The 20,220-nt window shown below is 69.7% G+C and carries 20 protein-coding genes and 2 pseudogenes; 16 read left to right on the top strand and 6 right to left on the bottom strand.

The genetic code is table 11. The annotated features are described in order from the left end of the window. Positions 1-122 precede the first annotated feature (122 nt). The 5 genes from SSQG_RS34695 to SSQG_RS34710 all read left to right on the top strand — a co-directional run bounded on the left by SSQG_RS34695 (position 123) and on the right by SSQG_RS34710 (position 5,706). On the top strand, positions 123-1,268 hold the full coding sequence (locus tag SSQG_RS34695) for a VOC family protein (RefSeq protein ID WP_003994660.1): 1,146 nt from the start codon (positions 123-125) through the stop codon (positions 1,266-1,268). Positions 1,269-1,297: 29 nt separating this feature from the next. Continuing rightward, positions 1,298-2,275 (top strand): fumarylacetoacetate hydrolase family protein, encoded by a 978-nt coding sequence (locus SSQG_RS34700; RefSeq protein ID WP_003994661.1) that lies wholly within the window; start codon positions 1,298-1,300, stop codon positions 2,273-2,275. 18 nt (positions 2,276-2,293) lie between these two features. After that, positions 2,294-3,877 carry a bifunctional 3-(3-hydroxy-phenyl)propionate/3-hydroxycinnamic acid hydroxylase gene (locus SSQG_RS34705; RefSeq protein ID WP_003994662.1) on the top strand — a complete coding sequence of 528 codons (1,584 nt, stop codon included), beginning with the start codon at positions 2,294-2,296 and terminating at the stop codon, positions 3,875-3,877. A gap of 298 nt (positions 3,878-4,175) precedes the next feature. Further along, a complete protein-coding gene (locus SSQG_RS41595; RefSeq protein WP_003994663.1) occupies positions 4,176-4,529 on the top strand; it encodes a hypothetical protein in 354 nt (117 codons plus the stop codon). A 370-nt stretch (positions 4,530-4,899) separates the two neighbouring features. After that, positions 4,900-5,706 (top strand): SGNH/GDSL hydrolase family protein, encoded by an 807-nt coding sequence (locus SSQG_RS34710; RefSeq protein ID WP_003994664.1) that lies wholly within the window; start codon positions 4,900-4,902, stop codon positions 5,704-5,706. Between the two features lie 224 nt (positions 5,707-5,930). Here the strand turns inward: SSQG_RS34710 and SSQG_RS34715 are convergent, their stop codons facing one another. Next, complete coding sequence (locus SSQG_RS34715) at positions 5,931-6,506, bottom strand: PadR family transcriptional regulator (RefSeq protein ID WP_003994665.1); 576 nt, start codon at positions 6,504-6,506, stop codon at positions 5,931-5,933. A 135-nt stretch (positions 6,507-6,641) separates the two neighbouring features. On the opposite strand from SSQG_RS34715, the gene SSQG_RS34720 reads away from it, so the two are divergent. Then, entirely contained in the window at positions 6,642-7,034 is a 393-nt protein-coding gene (locus tag SSQG_RS34720; RefSeq protein WP_003994666.1) for a nuclear transport factor 2 family protein, read from the top strand. A 148-nt stretch (positions 7,035-7,182) separates the two neighbouring features. On the opposite strand, the gene SSQG_RS34725 is transcribed toward SSQG_RS34720, so the two are convergent. Both SSQG_RS34725 and SSQG_RS40045 read right to left on the bottom strand, forming a co-directional pair. Continuing rightward, positions 7,183-7,587: a type II toxin-antitoxin system PemK/MazF family toxin gene (locus SSQG_RS34725; protein WP_003994667.1), complete on the bottom strand. Its 405-nt coding sequence runs from the start codon at positions 7,585-7,587 to the stop codon at positions 7,183-7,185. Positions 7,588-7,936: 349 nt separating this feature from the next. After that, positions 7,937-8,195, bottom strand: a pseudogene (locus tag SSQG_RS40045) (Na+/H+ antiporter NhaA); the annotation flags it as partial. Positions 8,196-8,287: 92 nt separating this feature from the next. Between SSQG_RS40045 and SSQG_RS34730 the strand changes: the two are divergent. Then, on the top strand, positions 8,288-9,556 hold the full coding sequence (locus tag SSQG_RS34730) for a cation:proton antiporter (RefSeq protein ID WP_003994668.1): 1,269 nt from the start codon (positions 8,288-8,290) through the stop codon (positions 9,554-9,556). A gap of 499 nt (positions 9,557-10,055) precedes the next feature. Here the strand turns inward: SSQG_RS34730 and SSQG_RS34735 are convergent, their stop codons facing one another. Genes SSQG_RS34735 through SSQG_RS34745 form a run of 3 tightly spaced genes read right to left on the bottom strand, consistent with a single transcriptional unit; the run spans position 10,056 to position 12,867 of the window. Further along, positions 10,056-11,132 (bottom strand): PucR family transcriptional regulator, encoded by a 1,077-nt coding sequence (locus SSQG_RS34735; protein ID WP_003994670.1) that lies wholly within the window; start codon positions 11,130-11,132, stop codon positions 10,056-10,058. A 23-nt stretch (positions 11,133-11,155) separates the two neighbouring features. Beyond that, entirely contained in the window at positions 11,156-11,977 is an 822-nt protein-coding gene (locus SSQG_RS34740; protein ID WP_003994671.1) for an SCO6745 family protein, read from the bottom strand. A gap of 5 nt (positions 11,978-11,982) precedes the next feature. Continuing rightward, positions 11,983-12,867 carry an alpha/beta fold hydrolase gene (locus SSQG_RS34745; protein WP_052310387.1) on the bottom strand — a complete coding sequence of 295 codons (885 nt, stop codon included), beginning with the start codon at positions 12,865-12,867 and terminating at the stop codon, positions 11,983-11,985. A gap of 349 nt (positions 12,868-13,216) precedes the next feature. On the opposite strand from SSQG_RS34745, the gene SSQG_RS34750 reads away from it, so the two are divergent. The 9 genes and pseudogenes from SSQG_RS34750 to SSQG_RS44160 form a co-directional block, all read left to right on the top strand. Beyond that, complete coding sequence (locus SSQG_RS34750) at positions 13,217-14,416, top strand: acetyl-CoA C-acyltransferase (RefSeq protein ID WP_003994673.1); 1,200 nt, start codon at positions 13,217-13,219, stop codon at positions 14,414-14,416. Beyond that, on the top strand, positions 14,368-15,066 hold the full coding sequence (locus SSQG_RS34755) for an HAD family hydrolase (protein ID WP_244299355.1): 699 nt from the start codon (positions 14,368-14,370) through the stop codon (positions 15,064-15,066). Before SSQG_RS34750 ends, SSQG_RS34755 begins: the two co-directional genes overlap by 49 nt. An 89-nt stretch (positions 15,067-15,155) precedes the next feature. Continuing rightward, a complete protein-coding gene (locus SSQG_RS34760) occupies positions 15,156-15,413 on the top strand; it encodes an AMP-binding enzyme (RefSeq protein WP_003994675.1) in 258 nt (85 codons plus the stop codon). Between the two features lie 85 nt (positions 15,414-15,498). Further along, positions 15,499-16,191, top strand: coding sequence for a TetR/AcrR family transcriptional regulator (locus SSQG_RS34765; RefSeq protein ID WP_003994676.1), 693 nt, complete (start codon positions 15,499-15,501; stop codon positions 16,189-16,191). 142 nt (positions 16,192-16,333) lie between these two features. Further along, complete coding sequence (locus SSQG_RS34770; protein ID WP_003994677.1) at positions 16,334-17,152, top strand: SDR family oxidoreductase; 819 nt, start codon at positions 16,334-16,336, stop codon at positions 17,150-17,152. After that, positions 17,149-17,961: an enoyl-CoA hydratase-related protein gene (locus tag SSQG_RS34775; protein ID WP_003994678.1), complete on the top strand. Its 813-nt coding sequence runs from the start codon at positions 17,149-17,151 to the stop codon at positions 17,959-17,961. The genes SSQG_RS34770 and SSQG_RS34775 overlap by 4 nt, the downstream gene beginning before the upstream one ends. After that, positions 17,948-19,171, top strand: a complete 1,224-nt coding sequence (locus SSQG_RS34780) for an acyl-CoA dehydrogenase family protein (RefSeq protein ID WP_003994679.1) — start codon at positions 17,948-17,950, stop codon at positions 19,169-19,171. Before SSQG_RS34775 ends, SSQG_RS34780 begins: the two co-directional genes overlap by 14 nt. Before the next feature lies 1 nt (position 19,172). After that, on the top strand, positions 19,173-19,955 hold the full coding sequence (locus SSQG_RS34785) for an SDR family oxidoreductase (protein ID WP_003994680.1): 783 nt from the start codon (positions 19,173-19,175) through the stop codon (positions 19,953-19,955). A gap of 137 nt (positions 19,956-20,092) precedes the next feature. Further along, positions 20,093-20,192, top strand: a pseudogene (locus SSQG_RS44160) (3-oxoacyl-ACP reductase); the annotation flags it as partial. Positions 20,193-20,220: the final 28 nt, after the last annotated feature.

Here is a 20,220-nt window from a genome sequence, read left to right on the forward strand (position 1 = left end):
TCGCGAGGGCGATGACAACAGCATCTCTGATGAAATCATCATTTCCTGTCGGGGAGACCTTGACGACGAGACTGTCAAACTTGATGATTCCCTCATCACGGCAATGCTGCTCGGAGGGCACCATGTCTGAACCCCGCGTCCACGGGACCGATGTCAAGACGGCCCACCAGGACCTGCACAGCGACCAGGGCGCCCTGCGCGGCGAGCACCCCGGCCGCTCCCGCAATCCCGTCATCAAGGTGGCGGACCTGGCCTGGCTGGAGTTCGAGAAGCCCGACCTGGACCGGGCGGAGGTCTTCGCCCGCGACTTCGGGTTCGGCATCGCCGCCCGCACGGAGCGGGAGCTGTGGCTGCGCGGCACCTTCCCGGGCTCGCCCTGCATGGTGATCCGGCGCGGGCGGAGCTCGCGCTTCATCGGCCCGGCGTTCCGCGCGGCGGAGCGGGCCGACCTGGACCGGCTGGCGCGGGCCACCGGCTCCGACGTGCGGGACGCGGATGTGCCCGGCGGTGGCAAGGTGGTCGGCCTGCTCGACCCGTCCGGCTCCCCGGTACGGGTGGTGCACTGCGGCGAGCAGCTTTCCGCGCTGCCCGAGCAGCAGCCGCTGCTGCTCAACTTCGGCACTGCTCACCGTCGTACGAACACCACGCAGCGCCCGCCGCGCGAGCCGTCCCGGATCCAGCGGCTGGGACATCTGGTGCTGGAGACGCGGGTGTTCGAGCGGGCGCTGGACTGGTACTTGGACACCCTCGGCATGATCGTGTCCGACTTCCTGTTCCTGGACGGGCAGCGCGAGCGCGGCCCGGTCATGGCGTTCATCCGCTGCGACCTCGGCAGCGTGCCGGCCGACCACCACACGCTGGCCATGCACCTGGGGCCGGGCACCGGCTACGTCCACTCCGCCTACCAGGTCACCGACCTGGACTCGATCGCGGCCGGCGGCGAATACCTCAAGGAGCGCGGTTACCAGCGCAGTTGGGGCATCGGACGGCACATCCAGGGCAGCCAGCTCTTCGACTACTGGCGCGATCCCGACCACTTCATGCTGGAGCACTTCGCCGACGGCGACCTGTTCTCCTGCGACATCGAGCCCGGCTGGGCGGCCTTCTCGACCAGCGGGCTGGCCCAGTGGGGTCCGCCGGCCACGCGTGACTTCCTCGGTGCGAGCCCCACCCCGGAGCGGGTCCGCCACGTCATCGAGGCCCTGCGCGGTGACAACGAGATGGACATGGCGCGTCTGCTGGGTCTGCTCAAGGCCGCCAAGTCCTGAATCCTCAACTCCCTCACGAAAGTACTGACATGAGCACCAACGTCCTGCGCACCGCCGACGGGTGGTGGGTGGTTCTCCCCCAAGCTCTCGACTCCGCTCGAGCAGGGGGGACCCCCAACGACCGGGCCGTCCCGGTCGACACCAAGGCCGTCACCACCGCCGAACTGATCGCCGACCGGGCCGCCGTACGAGAGGCCGCGCTCTCCGGCGAGCCCGGCACGCCCGTCGCCGACCTGGCCGCCCTCTCGCCGCTCACCACCCCCTGCAGGGTGGTCGCGCAGATGGTCAACTACCGTAGTCACGCCCGCGATTCGGGCTTCACCGGCGACATCCCGCCCGCCTTCTTCCGCAAGGCGTCCGGCTCGGTCAGCGGCCCGGGCGACGCCGTCATCCGGCCCCCGCATGTGAAGTTCCTCGACTACGAGATCGAACTCGGCCTCGTCATGGGGGCGCCACTGCCCCTCGGCACCCGAGTCGACGAGCCGGACCTGCCGTCGTACGTCGCCGGGCTGGTGATCACCAACGATGTCAGCGCACGGGACATCCAGCTGACCAAGACGCAGTTCTACGAGAGCAAGTCGTACCCGACCTTCACACCGACCGGGCCGTACCTCACCCTGCTGGAGCCGGAGGATTTCGCCCACCTCCTCGACCTGCGACTGAAGCTGTCCGTCAACGGTGAACTGCGCCAGGACCGCACCCTCGCCGACATGATCGTCCGCCCGGCCCAGGCTCTCACCCTGCTGGCCCGCTTCCAGACCCTCGACGCCGGTGACCTGCTGCTCACCGGCACCCCAGGCGGTACGGCGCTCAAGGCGCCGCCGAAGCCGGTCGAGAAGATCGGCGCGCTGCTGCCGCCCGCCGTGAAGTGGAAGGCGTTCTTCAAGAGCCAGGCGAAGAACCCGCACTACCTGCACGCGGGCGACGTGATCACGGCGACGATCGCGACCTCGGACGGCCGCATCGACCTCGGCGAGCAGCGTACGCCCGTCACGGACGCGCAGTAGGGCGGAGGTGAGCCGCACATGACCGTCGAGCACAACCCGGCAGCCGTACCCGTGGTGATCATCGGGGCCGGACCCGTGGGCGTGACCGCCGCCCTCCTCCTCGCCCGGCGCGGAATCCGCAGCGTCGTCCTCGAACGCCACCAGGACGTCTACCCGCTTCCTCGCGCCGTCGCCACCGACGACGAGGTACGCAGGATCCTCCAGGCCGCGGGCGTGGGGGAGGAGTTCGCCGCGATCGCCCGACCGGCCAACGGGCTGCGGCTGCTGGACGCCCGGCACCGGGTGATGGCCGAGTTCCGCCGCACCGAGCACGGCCTGCACGGCTACCCGCAGACCAGCATGTTCGACCAGCCCGAGCTGGAACAACTGTTGCGCGCCGCCCTGGCCCGGCGCCCGGAGTGCGAACTGCGGGGCGGCGTGGAGGTCACCGCCGTCGGACCGGACACGGCCGGCCCCGTGCGCGTGACCTACCGCGACGACGACGGCGAGCACCAGCTGTGGGCCGAGGCGGTCCTCGGCTGCGACGGCGCGGGCAGCCTCACCCGCGAGGCCATCGGCGCCGTATGGGAGGACCTGCGCTTCGAGGAGCAGTGGACCGTCGTCGATGTCCGCACGACGGCCGACGTCCGCTGCTGGGAGGGCGTCGACCAGGTCTGCGACCCGGACCGGCCGGCCACCTTCATGCGCGTCGGTGAGGACCGCTACCGCTGGGAGTTCCGGCTGCGGGACGGCCACGAGCCGGTCCGCGAGCTGATCGCCCCGTGGCTGCCGCAGTCCTACGACGGGGACTTCGAGGTCGTGCGTGAGACGCAGTACACCTTCCGGGCGCGTGTCGCCGACCGCTGGCGCAGCGGACGGGTCTTCCTCCTCGGCGACGCCGCCCACCTCACCCCGCCCTTCATCGGGCAGGGCCTGTGCGCGGGCCTGCGGGACGCCTACAACCTCACCTGGAAACTCGCCCATGTCCTCCAACAGGGCGGCGAAGAACGCCTGTTGGCCACGTACGAGAGCGAGCGCAAACCGCATGCCCGCCATGTCATCCGGCTCGCGGTCGCCATGGGCTGGGCCATGACCGGCGGCCAGGACGGCGCCGCCACGGCGCGCCGGAGGCTGCTCGCCGTAGCCTGCCGCATACCCGGGCTCGCCACGGCGGCCGGCCGCGACCTGAGCCCGCCCCTGACCACCGGGCCCCTCGTCCGACGCCGTACTCGCAGGGGCCTGGTGGGCACCTACTGCCCGCAACCGTGGATCACGGCCGACGGGCGGCGTACCCGCCTCGATGAGCTGCTCGGCGACTCCTTCGCCCTCCTGACCGCCGCCGAACCCGGGCCCTCGCTGAACGCCCTTGCCCACGGACTCGGCATCCGCGCGATCCCCGTCACGGACTTCGGCGACGACGGCACCCTCGCCGCCTGGCTGAGCGCGGGGCGGGCGGACGCCGTACTGCTGCGTCCCGACCGCATCGTCATGGACATCGTCCCGGCCGGCGGCCCCGACTTCACGGACACCTCCGCCTGGGCGTCCCTCCTGCACACCACGCGCGGCTCCCAGCCTTCCTCCCGGACCGTCGACAACAGCCTGCTGAGGAGCATCACACGATGAGCCTGCCCGACCCTTTCCTGACGCCTGATCCGCAGGCCGTCGCGGACAGCTACATCGCGGACTTCGCCCGCCACGTCGGGATGCCCGGCTCCGACTACGCCACCTTGCACCGCTGGTCGGTCACCGACCAGCAGGATCACGGAGCGCAAGATCCTGGCGGCGGCGCGGCAGGCTCTGGCCGAGGACGGCTGGGAGGGGCTGGCCGTCGCCCGGGTGGCGGCGGCCAGGGTGTCGGTCGGCTCGGTCCACGGACGCTTTCACCGACAAGGACGGCCTGGTCCACGCCATCCAGCACGACATGCTGGACGAAGTCGACGCCGACCTGCGCGACGCCTTGGCACGGCTCGGTGAGCGCACCGACACCCCGTCGGCCCAGCTGGTGGCGGACGCGGTGCACGTACTGGCTGAACAGGCCACCCTCGCGCCGATCAACTGGCCGTCGCCCAGCCGGGCTGCCTGGCATCAACCCATGTTGGCGTCAGGTAGTACGGGCGTGGGCTGCGGCAGCCCCGGCCGCCTGTGCAAGCGGCACCCGCTGATGGGCGAGTCCGACCTCGTTCTCCCAGCCCATGGCCCTCTGCAGCGATCCCACCCAGCTGCTGATCATCTATCATGCCGAGCCCGGCTCCCGGGGTTGCAGACGCCGCGCTGAGCGCAAGTGGCACGCCTCAGGGGCGCACTGCCGAGGCTTTCCGCAGACGCGCTGTCGGCGTGGACTTCCACCAGGTCACGGACGCTGAACCGGAGTTGGCGCCACTCCACGTGCTGGGGCCGGCATCTGCCCGCAGACGGAGACCCGTACGGCTACAGCACGGGCGCGCTGCTGCTTGCACCCGAGTGCCGAGTGCGCGGTGGACCGGGGCGGTGGCCGCTCTCGACGGCCTGGGCTCCTCTCGCAGCGGTGTCACTTTGCAGGAAGATGATCCGGTAGCTAACATCCTATTCAACAATGCGATTAGGTGCATAGTTGCACAGCGGTGATCGTGTGCCACTTCCAGCGTTGACGAGAGGCGGTCAGCCCCGTGTCGAGCAGTGCGTATCTGCGCTATGTCGCCTTGGGTGACAGTCACACAGAGGGGCTCGGGGACGGCGACGATGCCCGTGGTCTTCGGGGCTGGGCGGACCGGCTCGCTGAACAGGTCGCCCGCCACAGTCCCGGCTTGCACTACGCCAACCTCGCGGTGCGCGGCCGTAAGGCCGGTCAGGTACGCGCCGAGCAGCTCGGTCCGGCTCTCGCGCTGAGGCCCGACCTCGCCACCGTGGTGGCCGGGGTCAATGACGTGTTGCGTCCGTCCTGCGACCTCGACGAGGTGGCCGGTCATGTCGAGGCGATGTTCGCCGCCCTCACCGCGCAGGGCGCCACCGTCGCGACCCTCATGTTTCCCGACGTCGGGCGTATCACGCCGTTGGCCCGCCCGATCGGTCACCGTGTTCTCGCTCTCAACGCGCGCGTTCGGGAGGCCGCCGACCGCCACGGCGTAGTGGTCGCGGAGACGGCCGCGCACGCGGCGGCGACCGATCCGCGGTTGTGGAGTGCTGACCGGCTGCATGCAGGCCCGCTGGGACACGCGCGCATTGCGGCTGCCGTGGCCCAGGCGCTCGGTCTGCCGGGCAGCGACGACACGTGGGCCCTTCCCCTTCCGGTCGCGGGGACGGACATCTCCGCCTGGAGGGCGGTGGGTGCCGAACTGCGCTGGGCCGGCACCTTCCTCGGCCCCTGGATCGGCCGCCGCCTGCGTGGTCGCTCCTCCGGCGACGGCCGTCAGGCCAAGCGGCCGGCGCTGCTTCCGGTGGCGGTGTCGGTTGGGGACACCTCCCCAACGGTGTGATGCTCTGGCTTGCGGCGCTGCCGGTGGCTCCTCGTGCTGAACCTTCTTCGTCGGACGGTAGTTGGACAGAGTGCAAGTCACGCGGGCCGAGCTGCCCGTTGCCGTGCTCATGGTGTCGGCCGACCCGGCTGTGGCGTAGGTCGGGGACGGGCATCCGCTCGACTCGCGAAGCGGCCCGGGCCTGAGTGCCTTCTCTTGCTGACTCCAGGTGGGGCCGCCGCAGGTCAGTTGTCGGCCCGGAGCGTGGCCGTGCGCTGTTCGAGCCTGCGCAGTGCCATGTCCCCCCACTGGAGGTTCTCCCGCTCGAAGGACATTCCGCGTAGCAGGGTGAGGTACGGGCCGATGCGCTCGGCCTCGGCGAAGTACGCCTCCTCGGAGCGCCCCTCGAGCAGACGTTGCCGGAGCCGTTCGTAGCGGGCCAGCTTGGCGGTGGCCCACTCCATGCGTTCGGCGATGGCGGTCCGGACCGCTTCCATGTCGCCCGCGTCCAGGCACTGCACCTTGACCATCAGCTCGTCCCGGATGACCGCCGGTTTACCCAAGGGCTCGGCGGTGTAGGCGCGGACGGCCTTCCGCCCGGCCTCCGTCAAGGAGAACAGGCGCTTGTTGGGGCGTCGCTCCTGCTCGACGACGCGGGCCGTGACGAGTCCTTCGGCCTCCATGCGCTCCAGCTCCCGGTAGAGCTGCTGGGGCGTCGACATCCAGAAGTTGGCGACCGTCGCGTCGAACGCCTTCGCGAGGTCGTACCCGGACGCCTCGCCCTCCAACAGCGCGGCCATCACCGCGTTCCGCAAAGCCATGGACACACGCTAGCACCGCTGTGATTACTCAACGAAGTGAGTGATGGTCCACTCAATCCTTATAGACAAGCCCTGGTGAGGCCGCTAACCTCACGTACATCTATTCAATTTATTGATTATGAGAGGTGGGCTCCTGTGCATCCCTTCCGTAAAGCTGTCGAGAGCGGCGACCTGGACGCCGTGGCCGCGCTGCTGGCCGACGACGTCGTCTTCACCAGCCCCGTCGCCTTCAAGCCGTACCCGGGCAAGGCCATCACCGCCGCGATCCTGCGCGGCGTGTCCCGGGTCTTCCAGGACTTCACCTACGTCCGCGAGATAGCCAACCCCGACGGCCGCGACCACGCCTTCGTCTTCACCGCCACCGTCGCCGGCAAGCATCTTCAGGGTTGCGACTTCCTGCACTTCGACGACAACGGGAAGATCGACGAGTTCACGGTCATGGTGCGCCCGCTCTCCGCCGCCCAGGCACTCTCCGAGGCCATGGGCGCCCAGTTCGAGCAGATCGCCCGAGAGGCCGCCGAGCAGTGACCGCGACGACGGACTTCGACGCGGTGCTCCCTCTGGCCTTGTGCGCCCAGTACTCCAGCCGTAGATCGTGATCCTGTTGCTGGAGTGCGGTGGAGAGGGGGCAACGGTCAGTCGTCGACGAGATCGAGCCGGGCAGCGCAGGCGTCCGCTATTCGAGTCCTTCGAGACGGCGGGCCTCTTTGATCTCGCTGATCCTGGCAGCCGTCATCGGGGTCCACTCCCTCCTCTGCCCAGCGGCACGGAGGGCTTCTCCAACCTCGCTGAGCTTCACGGAGGACAACACGCCCGCCCGCTCGATCAGGTCGTCCCGGGCCACGGTGGTCAGCCATGTGCACGGAGTAAAGCCTGGACGCGGGAACGCGAACCGCAGCACGCCTTCGAAGGGCAGTCCTTCCGGGGCTCCTACGGCCACTTCAACGCCCAGGCCGCTGATGTCGACGCCCGCTGGCGCAACGACCTGCATCGCCTGAAACCCGGATGACTCCTCGTCCGAGAGCAGCACGACCGGGCGTCGCTCATCGAAGTCGACCCACCAGACTTCACCGCGTTGCATGTGTCCTCCTGGCACGAGACGGCGGGCGAACGCTGCGTGCCCCGTGCGGGACACGGAAGGGATGCAGCCCGTCTTCGCACGTCGTGACCGAGGGGCGGTGAAGACGGGCGCGGCCACCGTTGATCATCGGTGTGTGAAGAGTGAAGATCATGCGGTGGGCGCGCCGGAATCTTGGCATATATCCCAGCTTGGGCTATGTCACATGAATCCTTTCCCGCGGGTTGAACTCGGCGTCGGTGCGGGAGGTTGGTGCTGGGGCTGCTGTCGGGCCTGTCGCGCAAGAACTGCTGGAGCATCGCCAAGTGGGCCGGGCGGGCCAGTCCGCATGGCATGCAGCACCTGCTCGGCCGGGCAGGTGGGTGGACATGACCGCCAGGACGGCCAGGGCGAAGGCGATGTCGGCGGCCGTCGGCACCGCCCAGCCGTCCATGCTGCCGCCGCCGGCTGTGACCGTGACGGCGTAGAAGGCTGCGGGTACGGCCATGCCGCACACTGCGGCGATGCGGGCAGTGCCGCCGTCGGGTGCGCAGCGAGCCGACGACCAGTTCCCGCTTCAGCTCGATCCCGGCGACCAGGAAGAAGACGGTCAGCAGTCCGTCGGACGTCCAGCAGCGGACTCGGTGATGTACTCGGGCGAGGCACCGGTGCGGACGGGGTACACACGTGACCTGGGAGTGATCGCGTCGGGCAGGAGGTCGCAGTGACGCTTTCGGACGTGGTCTACGTCTGTCTGGGCCTGGGTGCGCTGGGGGCTGCTGTGCTGCCCCGGGTGGTGTCCAAGCGGCCGTTGTCCCTGCCCATGGTCTTCCTTGCCGCGGGGGTTCTGATCGAGTTGCTGCCGGTGGGCGTGCCGGCCGTGGATCCCGTTCGTGATCGTCTGTGGGTCGAGCACACCACCGAGGTGTGTGTGATCGTGTCGCTGATGGGCGCGGGGCTCGCCATCGACCGGCCCTTCGGCTGGCGCCGCTGGTCGAGCACGTGGCGGTTGCTCGGCATCACGATGCCGCTGACCGTGGCGGTCGTCGCCCTGCTGGTCTGGGGGCTGCTCGACTGGCCGCCCGCCGCCGCTCTGCTGCTGGGGGCCGTGCTCGCGCCGACGGACCCCGTGCTGGCCGGTGAGGTGCGCGTGGGCGAGCCGCTCGGTACCGAGCGCGACGAGGACGAGGTGCGGTTCTCCCTGACCAGTGAGGCGGGGCTCAACGACGGACTCGCCTTTCCGTTCGTCTACGCGGCCATCGCCCTCGCCGCTGCGGCCGGGACGGGGTGGTCGGCGGACTGGATCGGTTCGTGGGCGCTGACCGACCTGCTGGGCAAGTGCGCTGTGGGGCTGGCCGTCGGGGGTGGTGTCGGCTGGCTGCTGGGGTGGATGTTCTTCCGGGTGCGCACCTCGGCGCTGCGGCTGTCCGAACACATGGAGGGCTTCGTGGCGCTGGGCGCCACCTTCGTGTCGTACGGCATCGCCGAGGTGCTCCACGGCTACGGCTTCCTGTCCGTGTTCGTGACGGCCTGCGTCATCCGGGCCGCCGAGCGCAGCCACGGCTATCACAAGGTGCTGCACGAGTTCACCGAGCAGGTCGAGCGGCTGCTCACGGCCGTGCTGCTGTTCCTGCTCGGCGGTTACCTGGTGGCCGGCGCCTTGTCCGCCCTGACCTGGGCGGGGGCGTTGGTCGGGATCCTGGTGCTGCTGGTGGTACGGCCGCTGACCGGGTGGCTGGCCCAGGTGGGGGCCGCCACGGGGAAGAAGGAGCGCGTCGTGGTCGCCCTGTTCGGGATCCGCGGCATCGGTTCGCTGTTCTACCTGTCCTACGCGCTGGGGCAGGACTCCTTCGGCGGGCTGGAACGGGAGCTGTGGGCGGTCGTGGCCCTCACCGTGGTGATCTCGGTGGTGCTGCACGGGGTCATGGCGACTCCGGCCATCGGTTACCTGGACCGGCGGCGCGAGAGGGCGGAGCTCGGCGGTCGGTCGTAGGCGGCAGACGTACGGGCCCGTACCCACCAAGGCGCGAGGTGAGCACGGGCCCGTACAGGAGCCGGGCCGCCGGGGCGGTCAGACGGTGGTCTTCACCGGCTCCTGGTCTTCGTCGTCGCCGCCGTCGCCGTCGTCATCGGCGTCGCTGATCTCGCCGGCCTTGCGGGCGCGGACGCACTCCAGGAAGGAGCCGAGCTCGCGCTTGACGACCGGGCTGACGGCTGCGTCGACGTTCTGGGACGGAGTCGAGTGACACAGTGGCTACCTCGATGGTGCGAGCCCGGGGACACGGGGAAGTGCCGCCGGTTGATGTGCGGTCCCTGAACGAGCGCCGTTGCCCGATCGGCGACGCCGGGGTGGGGGCTGTCCTTGGATGCGGACAGTGATCACCCGGGCCTTGCTGCCGGAGCATGCCGACCGCTCCGCGCTGTGGTGTCGAATCGAGAAGGAAGTCACGCCGAGCAGGCCGATGGCCATGGCGGTGCTCCGGCGCGGAGCGTCAGAGTTCCTCGGTGGGCCAGTCCAGCAGGCGTGCGCCGATCACCGCGGTCTGCAGCATGTAGCGGTGGGCCGGATCGGCGGGATTGGCGCCGGTGAGCTTGTGGATGCGTTCCAGCCGGTAGGTCAGGGCCCGCACACTGAGGGTGAGACGGCGGGCCGCCTCGGCGGCGACGCAGCCGGAGTCGAAGTAGGCGGTGAGGGTGTCCAGGAGGGGCTGGGGGCCGCCGCGGGCCGTGGTGAGCGGGCCGAGGGTGGCGAGGACGAGTTCGGCCATGGCCTGCCGGTCGCGGGTGAGCACGGGGTAGACGAGCAGGTCGGCGGCGCGCAGGACCGGGTCCTCCAGTTCCAGGCGCTCGGCGAGTTCCAGGGCGTTGAGCGCCTCCTCGTAGGAGTGGACGACGCCGCCGGGGCCGGGCTGGGGGCGGCCGATGGCGACCCGGCCGCCGTCGGTGGCGGCATGCGCCTGCTTTGCGAAGTGGGCGAGGACCTCGTCCTGGGGGCCGGGGGCGATGCACAGCAGCCGGCCGTCCTTGGTGGTGAGCAGGATGCTGCGGTCGCCGAAGCGTGAGATGAGCGCGCGTTCCACCTGGCGGGGTACGGGATCGCCCTCCTCGTACGCGGTCGGGCCTTCGGCGACGGCGACGGCATGGGCGTGCGAGAGACGCAGACCGAAGCGTTCGGCCCGTTCGGCGAGGCGCCCGAGGTCGCTGCGACCGTAGAGGAGGTCGTCGATGAACTCGCGGCGTGCGGCCTCCTCCTGCCGTACGGCCTGGCGCTGAGCTCGCTCGAAGCCCTCGGCGAAGGCATCTGTCACCTGCTGCACCGCGGCCAGGACGCTGTCGGCCGACGCGGGGCCGGCCGGCCAGGCCGCGGCGGACCGAAAGGTGGAAGGAGCAACTGCGATGAGCCGAGCGAAGCACCGGGTCTGGAGCGACATGGAGCGCCCGCAGGCTGAGGAGCCGTTCGGCGGTTCCGTCGTCCGGCGGCGGCACTGAGCACACGACATCCCCCTTCCGCGGCCGTGGCACGCAGCCTCTCTCAGGGCGTGAACCGGCAGTTCCAGCCGAGGAAGCACGAGGCGGAGGGGAGAGGTGACGGTCAGCCGACCTTGAGAAGGCCGGCTTCGACGACGGCGCGGCCGAAGGGGCTCGCGAGATCGGCGAGCCGCTCGCAGTCGGCTTCACCCAGTGCGGCGTAGGCGGGAAGGGCCAGGTGGTCGGTGCGGTCCTCGATGTGTTGGCGCAGGGTCGCGCCTTCCGGGCTGAGGGAGTCGCCGTCCAGGAGACCTCGCTCGCGCAGGCGCTCCTCGGCGGCGGTCCACTCCTCCTCGGGCCACGCCCGGCTGGCTTTGAGGAAGTCGACGGGCACGTCACCGGTGGCGGCGTGCAGGATCAGGGCTTCCAAGCCGCCGACGCCCTCGCTCAGCAGGCAGGCCACGTGGCCGTCTCCGCGGAACTCCCGGAGCAGTGTCTGGGCGTGCCACAGCTGCAGCACCGGCTCCTGCGGCCAGGGCAGTGCGGCATGCGCGGCGAACAGCGGGCGGCCCTGCGCGTGTTCGCGGGCCGCCTCGGCCGCCCGGCGGGTCAGCGCCAGGACCTCGCTCAGGTAGGGCAGTTCGTGGACTTTCGCCCGCCGTAGAGCCTCGCCCGCCGCGGCGTACCGCGCGTCCAGCACCTGCTGCGGCGTCGCCGTCTCCCAGACCCCGTCGACCGCCTGCCGTACGACATCGGGGTTGAAGTTGTAGAAGGTGGAGATGACCAGCTCGGCGGAGGCCCGGCCGAAGGCGGCGCTGCGGAAGGCGAAGTAGCCGGCGCGTCCGCTCAGGCCGAGCTCCGCGTACCGTCGCCTCGCCTCTGGGGCGAAGTAGATCATGGCGTGTACGGGCTCGAGGCGGCGCCAGGCCGCACGCGCAGTCTCCATGGGGGTCACCTTTTCTGAGGGTCGACGACAGCGTTTTCGCCGCGGGTTGAGTACTCGCCGTGCGCTCGGAGATGGTCGAGCAGCAGGTGGCTCAGCTGCTCGGGCGCTTCCTCGGGGATCCAGTGGCTGACGCCTTGGAGGGTCTCGAATCGGTACGGCCCGTTGACCCATCGCTCGGTCTCCCGCGCGGCTGCCGGGCCGAACGCGCTGTCGTCCGTGCTCCAGACGTACAGCGTGGGAACGTCGATGACGCCGATCGCGCCGTCGGGGCGGCCGGCGCGGTACCAGTTCAGCGCAGCGGTGAGGGCGCCAGGCTGGGACAGGTGACGCACATAGGCGTCCGCACTGTCTCGCGGGACCTTTCCGGCGTAGAAATCGCGAAGCTCTTGGGCGTCGTGGGCCAGCATGCGCTCTTCGGTCGTGGGTGTTTCGCGCCAGTCGATCATGTAGTGCGAGCGACTGCGCTGGTCCTCATTCGTGCGCAGGGTGGTGGCCAGGGCGCCGGGGTGCGGGGTCGAGACGACCGTGAGAGTGCGCACGCGGCCGGGGTGGGCGTCAGCCGTCCACCAGGCCACCGCGCCGCCCCAGTCGTGGCCGACCAGGTCGAACGTCGCCCAGCCCAGTTCCTCCGTGATCGCCACGACGTCGTCGACGAGATGGCTGATCCGATAGTCCTCGGGCCGCTGGGGGCGGGCTCCGGGGGAGTACCCACGCTGGTCGGGTGCCACCACCCGGTAGCCGTGCGCGGCCAACGCCTCGATCTGCCGCCGCCACACCACCCCCGTCTGCGGGAATCCGTGCAGCAAGAGCACCGGGCGGCCCCCGGCGGGACCGGCCGCGATCGCGTCGAACACGCCCGCATGCGTGGAGATGCTCAGCCGAGTCACTATCCACCCCTTCGTACCGACTGGTCGGTACCCTTGCGGTAAGGGGAGGGGCTGTCAAGAGGGCGCGACGGTTGAACCTGACGTCGAATTCAAATATAACCGGTCGGAAGGCCGATACCCGTCACCCCTGCGGTCACGACATGTCCTCGGATCACCCGAGGAGACGGTCATGAGCCATATCCGCACGGCAGTTGGCGCACGGCACCGTCCATCGGCAATCGAGCCCGGCTCACGGAGGTCGGAGTTCCGACCCCGGAGTCCCCGGAGTCCCCGGAGTCCCCGGAGTCCCCGGAGTCCCCGGAGTCCCCGGAGTCCCCGGACGCACCGGACCGACAGGAAACAGCGAGGCGACATGAGGGAAGCAGTCATCGTTTCGACGGCACGGACGCCGATCGGAAAGGCCTACCGCGGCGCGTTCAACGACACCCAGGCGCAGGAACTCGCCGCCCACGCCCTTTCGCACGCGGTGCGGCGCGCCGGTCTCGAGGGAGGCGAGGTCGAGGACGTCATCTTCGGCTGCGCCGTGCAGCAAGGGTCCTCCGGGTTCAACGTGGCGCGTCAGGCCGCTCTGCGGGCCGGACTTCCGGACACCGTGTCGGGGATGTCGATCGACCGGCAGTGCTCGTCGGGTCTGATGGCCATGGCGACGGCCGCCAAGCAGATCGTCACGGACGGCATGCAGGTCGCCGTCGGCGGCGGTGTCGAGTCGATCTCCCTGGTCCAGAACGACCACATGAACACCCACCGCATGACGGATCCCTGGCTCGTCGAGCACAAGCCGGCCATCTACCTGCCGATGCTGCAGACGGCGGAGATCGTCGCCGAGCGCTACGGCGTGAGCCGGGAGCGCCAGGACGAGTTCGCGCTGCTGTCGCAGCGGCGCACCGCGGCGGCGCAGGAGGCCGGCCGGTTCGACCAGGAGATCGTCGCGCTCAGCAGCGTCAAGAAGGTCCACGACAAGCAATCCGGGGAAGTACGGGACGAGGAGGTCACCCTGACCCGGGACGAGGGCAACCGCGCGTCGACCACCCTCGACGGCCTGGCCGGCCTGACGCCGGTGCTGCCCGACGGTCAGGTGAGCGCGCACTCCAGCGTGACGGCGGGCAACTCCTCGCAGCTGTCGGACGGGGCGTCGGCCTCGGTGCTGATGGAGGCGAAGGAGGCCGAGCGCCGCGGCCTGGAACCGCTGGGCGTCTACCGGGGTATGACCGTCGCCGGGTGCGCGCCGGACGAGATGGGCATCGGCCCGGTCTTCGCCATCCCGAAGCTGCTGAAGCAGCACAACCTCACCATCGACGACATCGGCCTGTGGGAACTCAACGAGGCCTTCGCCTCCCAGGCGCTGTACTGCCGCGACGAACTGCACATCGACCCGGAGCGGTTCAACGTCGACGGCGGCGCGATCTCGGTCGGCCACCCGTACGGCATGACCGGCGCCCGACTGGTGGGGCATGCCCTCATCGAGGGCAAGCGCCGCGGCGTTCGGTATGTGGTGATCTCCATGTGCGTCGGCGGCGGAATGGGCGCAGCCGGACTGTTCGAGGTCGCCTGATCATGGACACGTTGTCGAACGCGGTGGAAAAGACCCGAAACGCGGTCCTGGTGGACTTCGGCGGTGTCATCACCTCCAATGTGTTGCGGGCCTTCACCGAATTCGGCGCCTCGCTCGGCGGCGACCCGCGCCTTCCGCTGGACCTCCTGAGCCGGGACCAGCCCTCACGCACCCTGCTGGCCGACCACGAGTGCGGCCGTATCGACGCCCCAGCGTTCGAGCGGGGATTCGCCGAACGCCTCCGTGTCCATGGCGCGGAGGTGTCGGCCGAGGGGCTCACGGCCCGGATGCAAGCGGGAATGTCGATCGACCGGGACATGCTCGCGCTGCTCGCTGAGGTGCGAGCCGCCGGCCATCCTGTTGCGCTGGTGTCCAATTCGTTCGGCACCGGGACCTATGAGGGCGTCGACCTCGCGGCCGTCGCCGATGTGGTCGTCATTTCGTCCGAGGTCGGCATCCGCAAGCCTTCCCGGCGGATCTACGCGATCGCGTGTGAACGCCTCGGCATCGACCCCGAGGAGGCGGTCATGATCGACGATCTGCGGCAGAACCTCGACGGAGCGGCACGGATCGGAATCGGAGGCGTACTGCACACCAGCGTCGCCGACACCCGCCGCCAACTCGCCGAACGCTTCGGGATCACGGCCTGACCGATACCCATCGATCGACTGACCGACCGGACGTACGGAGGTCGGTCATCCGGCCACACCGCCCGAGGACTTGATGTGTCGAGGCAGCCGTGATCGGCGTTCCCGACGACCACTACGGTGAGGAAGTCGCCGCGCTCGTCGCCGCCCGGCCCGGTGCGGACCTCGGTGCCGCCGAGGTGTCGAACTGGGCACGAGAGCGGCTGTCCGCCTACAAGATCCCGCGCATCGTCCGGTTCGTCGACGCGCTGCCCAAGGGGCCGACGGGGAAGATCCTCAAGCGGTCCATCGACCGTAGCGCTCTGACCCGCGACACCGCCCTCGGTGACGTTGCCGCCCGCCGCCCCTGAACCCCGGGAAACCAGGACATCAACCTGCTCCGTCTGCCCTTTGGGATTTATGACTATGACGTCGGATTCAAGTAAAGTTCCGGGGATGGACACTACTGCGCCCGAGGAGACCGACGGCGAGCAGGCACCGCCCGTGGCGCCCTTCTCGCAACTTCGCGAGCCGCCCACGACGCAGCGCGGAGCGCGGACCCGGGCCGCTCTGGTGAAGGCCGCGCGCAAGGTGTTCGAACGGGACGGTTACCTCGACACCCGCCTGACCGACATCTCCAAAGAGGCCCGGTGCGCGGCGGGATCCTTCTACACCTACTTCGCCAACAAGGAAGAGGTGCTTGCCGCCGTCCTCCTGGAGGCGCAGGAGGACATGATGCACCCCGGCATGGGCCGGGTGCAGGGCACCGACGATCCCTATGCGGTACTCGAGGCGAGCAACCGCGCCTATCTCGCGGCGTACCAGCGGAACGCGAAGCTGATGGCACTGCTCGAGCAGGTCGCCCAAGTGGAACCGGAGTTCCGTGAGTTCCGAAGGCGGCGCGGGGACGCGTTCATCCGCCGCAACGCCCGCGGTATCGCCGACCTGCAGGCGCGGGGTGTCGCAGACCGTGGCGTCGATCCGATGATGGCGTCCCGTGCACTGTCCGGCATGGTCAGTGTCATGGCTTACAACGCCTTCGTACGCAGTGAAGAGCAAGAGGAAGACACGCCGGTGGACTTCGAGGAACTCGTGTCCACGGTCACCCGCCTGTGGGCGAACGCCCTGCGGTTCCCCGGCCACCGCTGATCCGCGCGCCTCGCAGCCGCTCATACCCCTGGGGTTGGGCGGCTTTCTTCATTGGTTCCGCGCGGACAGCTATTGAACTTGACGTCGGATTCAATTATACAGGTCGGACGCACCGCACGCCCCGTCAACGGAGAGGGTTGCCGTGAACCTTGCAGAAAGAGTCGCCATCGTCACCGGTGGGGGCGGCGGTATCGGCAGCGCGCTGGTCGCACGGCTCGCTCGCGAGGGCGCCCGGGTCGTAGTCGCGGACCTCGACGCGGAGGCCGCGCGGGCGGTGTCGGAGACAGTCGACGCCGACCATCCGGGCACCACCGTCAGCGCCGGCGCGGACGTGTCGGACAGTGAGCAGATCCAGCAGTTGATCGACCTGGCGGAGAGCGCCTTCGGCCCGGTCGACTTCTACTTCGCGAACGCGGGCATCGGCGGCGCGCTCGGCCTCGACGTGAGCGAGCAGGACTGGGATCGCTCGATCGACGTCAATCTGCGAGCCCACATCCGTGCGGCAAGGCTGCTGGTACCCCGGTGGCTCGAGCGCGGTGAGGGCTACTTCGTCAGCACGGCCTCGGCGGCCGGACTGCTCACCCAGATCGGCTCCGCCACGTACGCCGTCACCAAGCACGCGGCCGTCGCCTTCGCCGAGTGGCTGAGTGTCACCTACGGCGACCGCGGGGTTCGGGTCAGCTGTCTGTGCCCGATGGGCGTGAACACCAGGATGCTGACCGCCGGGGAGGACTCCGGGGACGCGCTGGGAAGAGCCGCGACACGGGCCGTCACCTCCGCTGGTGACGTCCTGGAGCTGGCCGAAGTCGCCGACGCCGTCCTGGCCGCCATCGAGGACGAGCGCTTCCTCGTCCTGCCGCACGAAGACGTTCTCGAGATGTACCGGCAGAAGGGCTCGGACTACGACCGCTGGGTGCGCGGGATGCGCCGCTACCAGAGCTCCCTGCTGGCGCAGGCATGACCGGCGCGCCGGGCGAGCTCGTCCTCGCCGAGCGCCGAGGGCAGGTGCTGCTGGTCACGTTCAACCGGCCCGCCAAGCTGAACGCCTGGACCGACGAACTCGAGGACCGCTATGTCGCGGTGCTCGACGCCGCCGAGGACGATCCGGACGTACGTGCCGTCGTGGTCACCGGCGCGGGACGCGGATTCTGCGCCGGGGCCGACCTGCAACGGCTGCAGGCGGTCGGCGAGGTCTCCGAGGCGGGCCGGGCCGGGCGCCGTCCCCGGGACCTTCCGCGGACCCTGCGCAAGCCGCTGATCGGAGCGGTCAACGGAGTGGCCGCCGGCCTCGGCATGGTGGAGGCGCTCTACTGCGACCTTCGCTTCGGCTCGCCCTCGGCCCGGTTCACCACGGCATTCGCGCAACGGGGGCTGATCGCCGAGTACGGGATCTCCTGGCTGTTGCCCCGGCTGGTGGGGCACAGCCGAGCAGCGGATCTGCTGCTGTCGAGTCGCATGGTGGATGCCGAGGAGGCCTTCCGTATCGGACTCCTCGACCACCTGGTCCCCACCGGCAGCGTGGTCGATGCCGCTGTCGCGTACGCCGCCGATCTGGCGGAGCGCTGCTCCCCGGCATCCATGGCCACCATCAAGAGCCAGCTGAGCAACGACGCGGACGGCACCTACGCCGATTCCGTGACCCGGGCGGAGGGCCTGATGCTCCAGGCGTTCCGCGGGTCCGATGTCGTCGAGGGCGTGGCCAGTCACCTGGACAAGCGCCCGCCCGACTTTCCCTCCCTACCCGTAAGGAGTTCTGATGTCCCTGTTTGAGACGTCGGACCGTGCCAAGAAGTACCGTGCGGATCTGCTCGAGTTCATGGATGAGCACATCTACCCCGCCGAGGCGGTGTACGACGAGCAGATGCGCGCGTCGGGCGACCCGCACTTCCACCCGCCGATCCTCGAAGAGCTCAAGGCGGAGGCGCGCAGGCGCGGACTGTGGAACCTGTTCCACCCGCACCCGGAGTGGGGCCCCGGCCTGACGAACCTCGAGTACGCGCCGCTGGCGGAGATCATGGGCCGCAGTCACATCGCCTCCGAGGCGTGCAACTGCAACGCGCCCGACACCGGCAACATGGAGGTGCTCACCCTCTTCGGCACCGACGAGCACAAGGAGAAGTACCTCAAGCCGCTGCTCGACGGGACGATGGCCTCGGCCTTCGCGATGACCGAGCCGCGTGTCGCCAGCTCCGATGCCACCAACATCGAGCTGCGGATGGAGCGCGACGGCGACGAGTACGTGCTCAACGGCCGCAAGTGGTTCGCCTCGAACGCGATGCACAAGAACTGCAAGGTGCTCATCGTGATGGGCAAGACCGACCCCACGGCGGCCCCGCATCGCCAGCAGTCGATGATGGTCGTACCCGTGGACGCCCCCGGCGTCACCGTGGTCCGCAACCTCCCGGTGTTCGGGTACGCGGACCGCGAGGGCCATGCGGAGATCATCTTCGAGAACGTCCGGGTGCCGGCCAAGGACCTCCTCAAGGGCGAGGGCGAGGGTTTCGCCATCAGCCAGGCCCGGCTCGGGCCCGGCCGCATACACCACTGCATGCGGGCCATCGGCGCGGCCGAGCGGGCACTGGAACTGATGTGCCGGCGCGCACAGTCACGGGTGACCTTCGGCAGCCCGGTCGCCGAACGGTCGAACATCCAGGACTGGATCGCGGAAGCGCGGATCGACATCGAGATGATCCGCCTGCTCACGCTCAAGGCCGCGTATCTGATGGACACGGTCGGGAACAAGGAAGCGCGCACCGAGATCGCGGCCATCAAGGTGGCCGCCCCCGACATCGCGTTGAAGATCGTCGACCGCGCGATCCAGGTGCACGGGGGAGCGGGAGTGACCGACGACTTCCCCTTGGCGATGATGTACGCGCATCTGCGGACGCTGCGGCTGGCGGACGGTCCCGACGAGGTTCACAAGCGGGCCATCGCCAAGCAGGAACTGCGGCGGTACCGCGACGCGGCGGCGGTGAACTGAGATGGCGGGACTCGACCTCACCGGTCGTACAGCCGTCGTCACCGGGGCCTCGCGCGGTATCGGGCTGGCGATAGCCCAGTCCATCGCCGAGGCCGGCGCAAACGTCGTCCTCACCTCCCGGACCCAAGAGGCGGCGGAGGCCGCCGCGGCCCAGGTCAAGGGCACAGCGGTCGGCGTGGCAGCGCACGCGGTCGACGAAGAGGCGGCCCGGCGCTGTGTGGATCTGACGCTCGAGCGCTTCGGCAGTCTGGACATCCTCGTCAACAACGCGGGGACCAACCCGGCCTTCGGGCCGGTCATCGACCAGGACCACGGCCGGTTCGCGAAGACCTTCGACGTGAACCTGTGGGCGCCCGTCCTGTGGACGGGGCTGGCCACGCGAGCCTGGATGGGGGAGCACGGCGGGGCGGTCGTCAACACCGCGTCGGTGGGCGGCATGGCCTCCGAGGCGAACATCGGGCTGTACAACGCCTCGAAGGCCGCGCTGATCCATCTCACCAGGCAACTGGCCCTGGAACTCTCGCCGAAGGTCCGCGTCAACGCCGTGGCACCGGGGGTGGTGCGCACAAAGCTGGCCGAGGCTCTGTGGAAGGAGCACGAGGAGGAGGTGTCCGCCTCGGTGGCGCTGGGCCGCATCGGGGAGCCTGCCGACATCGCGTCCGCGGTCGCCTTCCTCGTCTCGGACGCCGCGAGTTGGATCACCGGCGAGACGATGGTGATCGACGGCGGCCAACTGCTCGGTGATGCGCTCCCGTTCAGGCAAGGAGCCGGAATCGGTGTCTAGCGCGGACATCGTCGGAATCGACGCCGAGGCGGTGGGCCACTGGTTCGCCTCCTCGGCGTCGACTTCGCCGGACCCTTGGCCTTCGAGCGGATCGGGCTGGGCCAGTCGAACCTGACGTATCTCGTAAAGCTCCCGAGGACATCGCGGGTCCCGCGATCTTTCCTCGCCTCCCGCGCGGGCGCCTACCTGACCGGCACGGTGATGCCCGTGGACGGCGGGATCTCCAACAACCGCTGACCGGCACGCCCGTCCGACCGTCTCGGGC

The sequence above is a fragment of the Streptomyces viridochromogenes DSM 40736 genome, from assembly GCF_000158955.1.
GTDB classification, from domain to species: domain Bacteria; phylum Actinomycetota; class Actinomycetes; order Streptomycetales; family Streptomycetaceae; genus Streptomyces; species Streptomyces venetus.

Coding starts and splice junctions, on each gene's coding strand:
- SSQG_RS34700 (WP_003994661.1), top strand. CDS start 1,298: ATGAGCACCAACGTCCTGCGCACCGCCGACGGGTGGTGGGTGGTTCTC.
- SSQG_RS34705 (WP_003994662.1), top strand. CDS start 2,294: ATGACCGTCGAGCACAACCCGGCAGCCGTACCCGTGGTGATCATCGGG.
- SSQG_RS34780 (WP_003994679.1), top strand. CDS start 17,948: ATGTCCCTGTTTGAGACGTCGGACCGTGCCAAGAAGTACCGTGCGGAT.
- SSQG_RS34695 (WP_003994660.1), top strand. CDS start 123: ATGTCTGAACCCCGCGTCCACGGGACCGATGTCAAGACGGCCCACCAG.
- SSQG_RS41595 (WP_003994663.1), top strand. CDS start 4,176: ATGCTGGACGAAGTCGACGCCGACCTGCGCGACGCCTTGGCACGGCTC.
- SSQG_RS34750 (WP_003994673.1), top strand. CDS start 13,217: ATGAGGGAAGCAGTCATCGTTTCGACGGCACGGACGCCGATCGGAAAG.
- SSQG_RS34785 (WP_003994680.1), top strand. CDS start 19,173: ATGGCGGGACTCGACCTCACCGGTCGTACAGCCGTCGTCACCGGGGCC.
- SSQG_RS34740 (WP_003994671.1), bottom strand. CDS start 11,977: ATGGAGACTGCGCGTGCGGCCTGGCGCCGCCTCGAGCCCGTACACGCC.
- SSQG_RS34775 (WP_003994678.1), top strand. CDS start 17,149: ATGACCGGCGCGCCGGGCGAGCTCGTCCTCGCCGAGCGCCGAGGGCAG.
- SSQG_RS34725 (WP_003994667.1), bottom strand. CDS start 7,587: ATGCAACGCGGTGAAGTCTGGTGGGTCGACTTCGATGAGCGACGCCCG.
- SSQG_RS34765 (WP_003994676.1), top strand. CDS start 15,499: ATGGACACTACTGCGCCCGAGGAGACCGACGGCGAGCAGGCACCGCCC.
- SSQG_RS34715 (WP_003994665.1), bottom strand. CDS start 6,506: ATGGCTTTGCGGAACGCGGTGATGGCCGCGCTGTTGGAGGGCGAGGCG.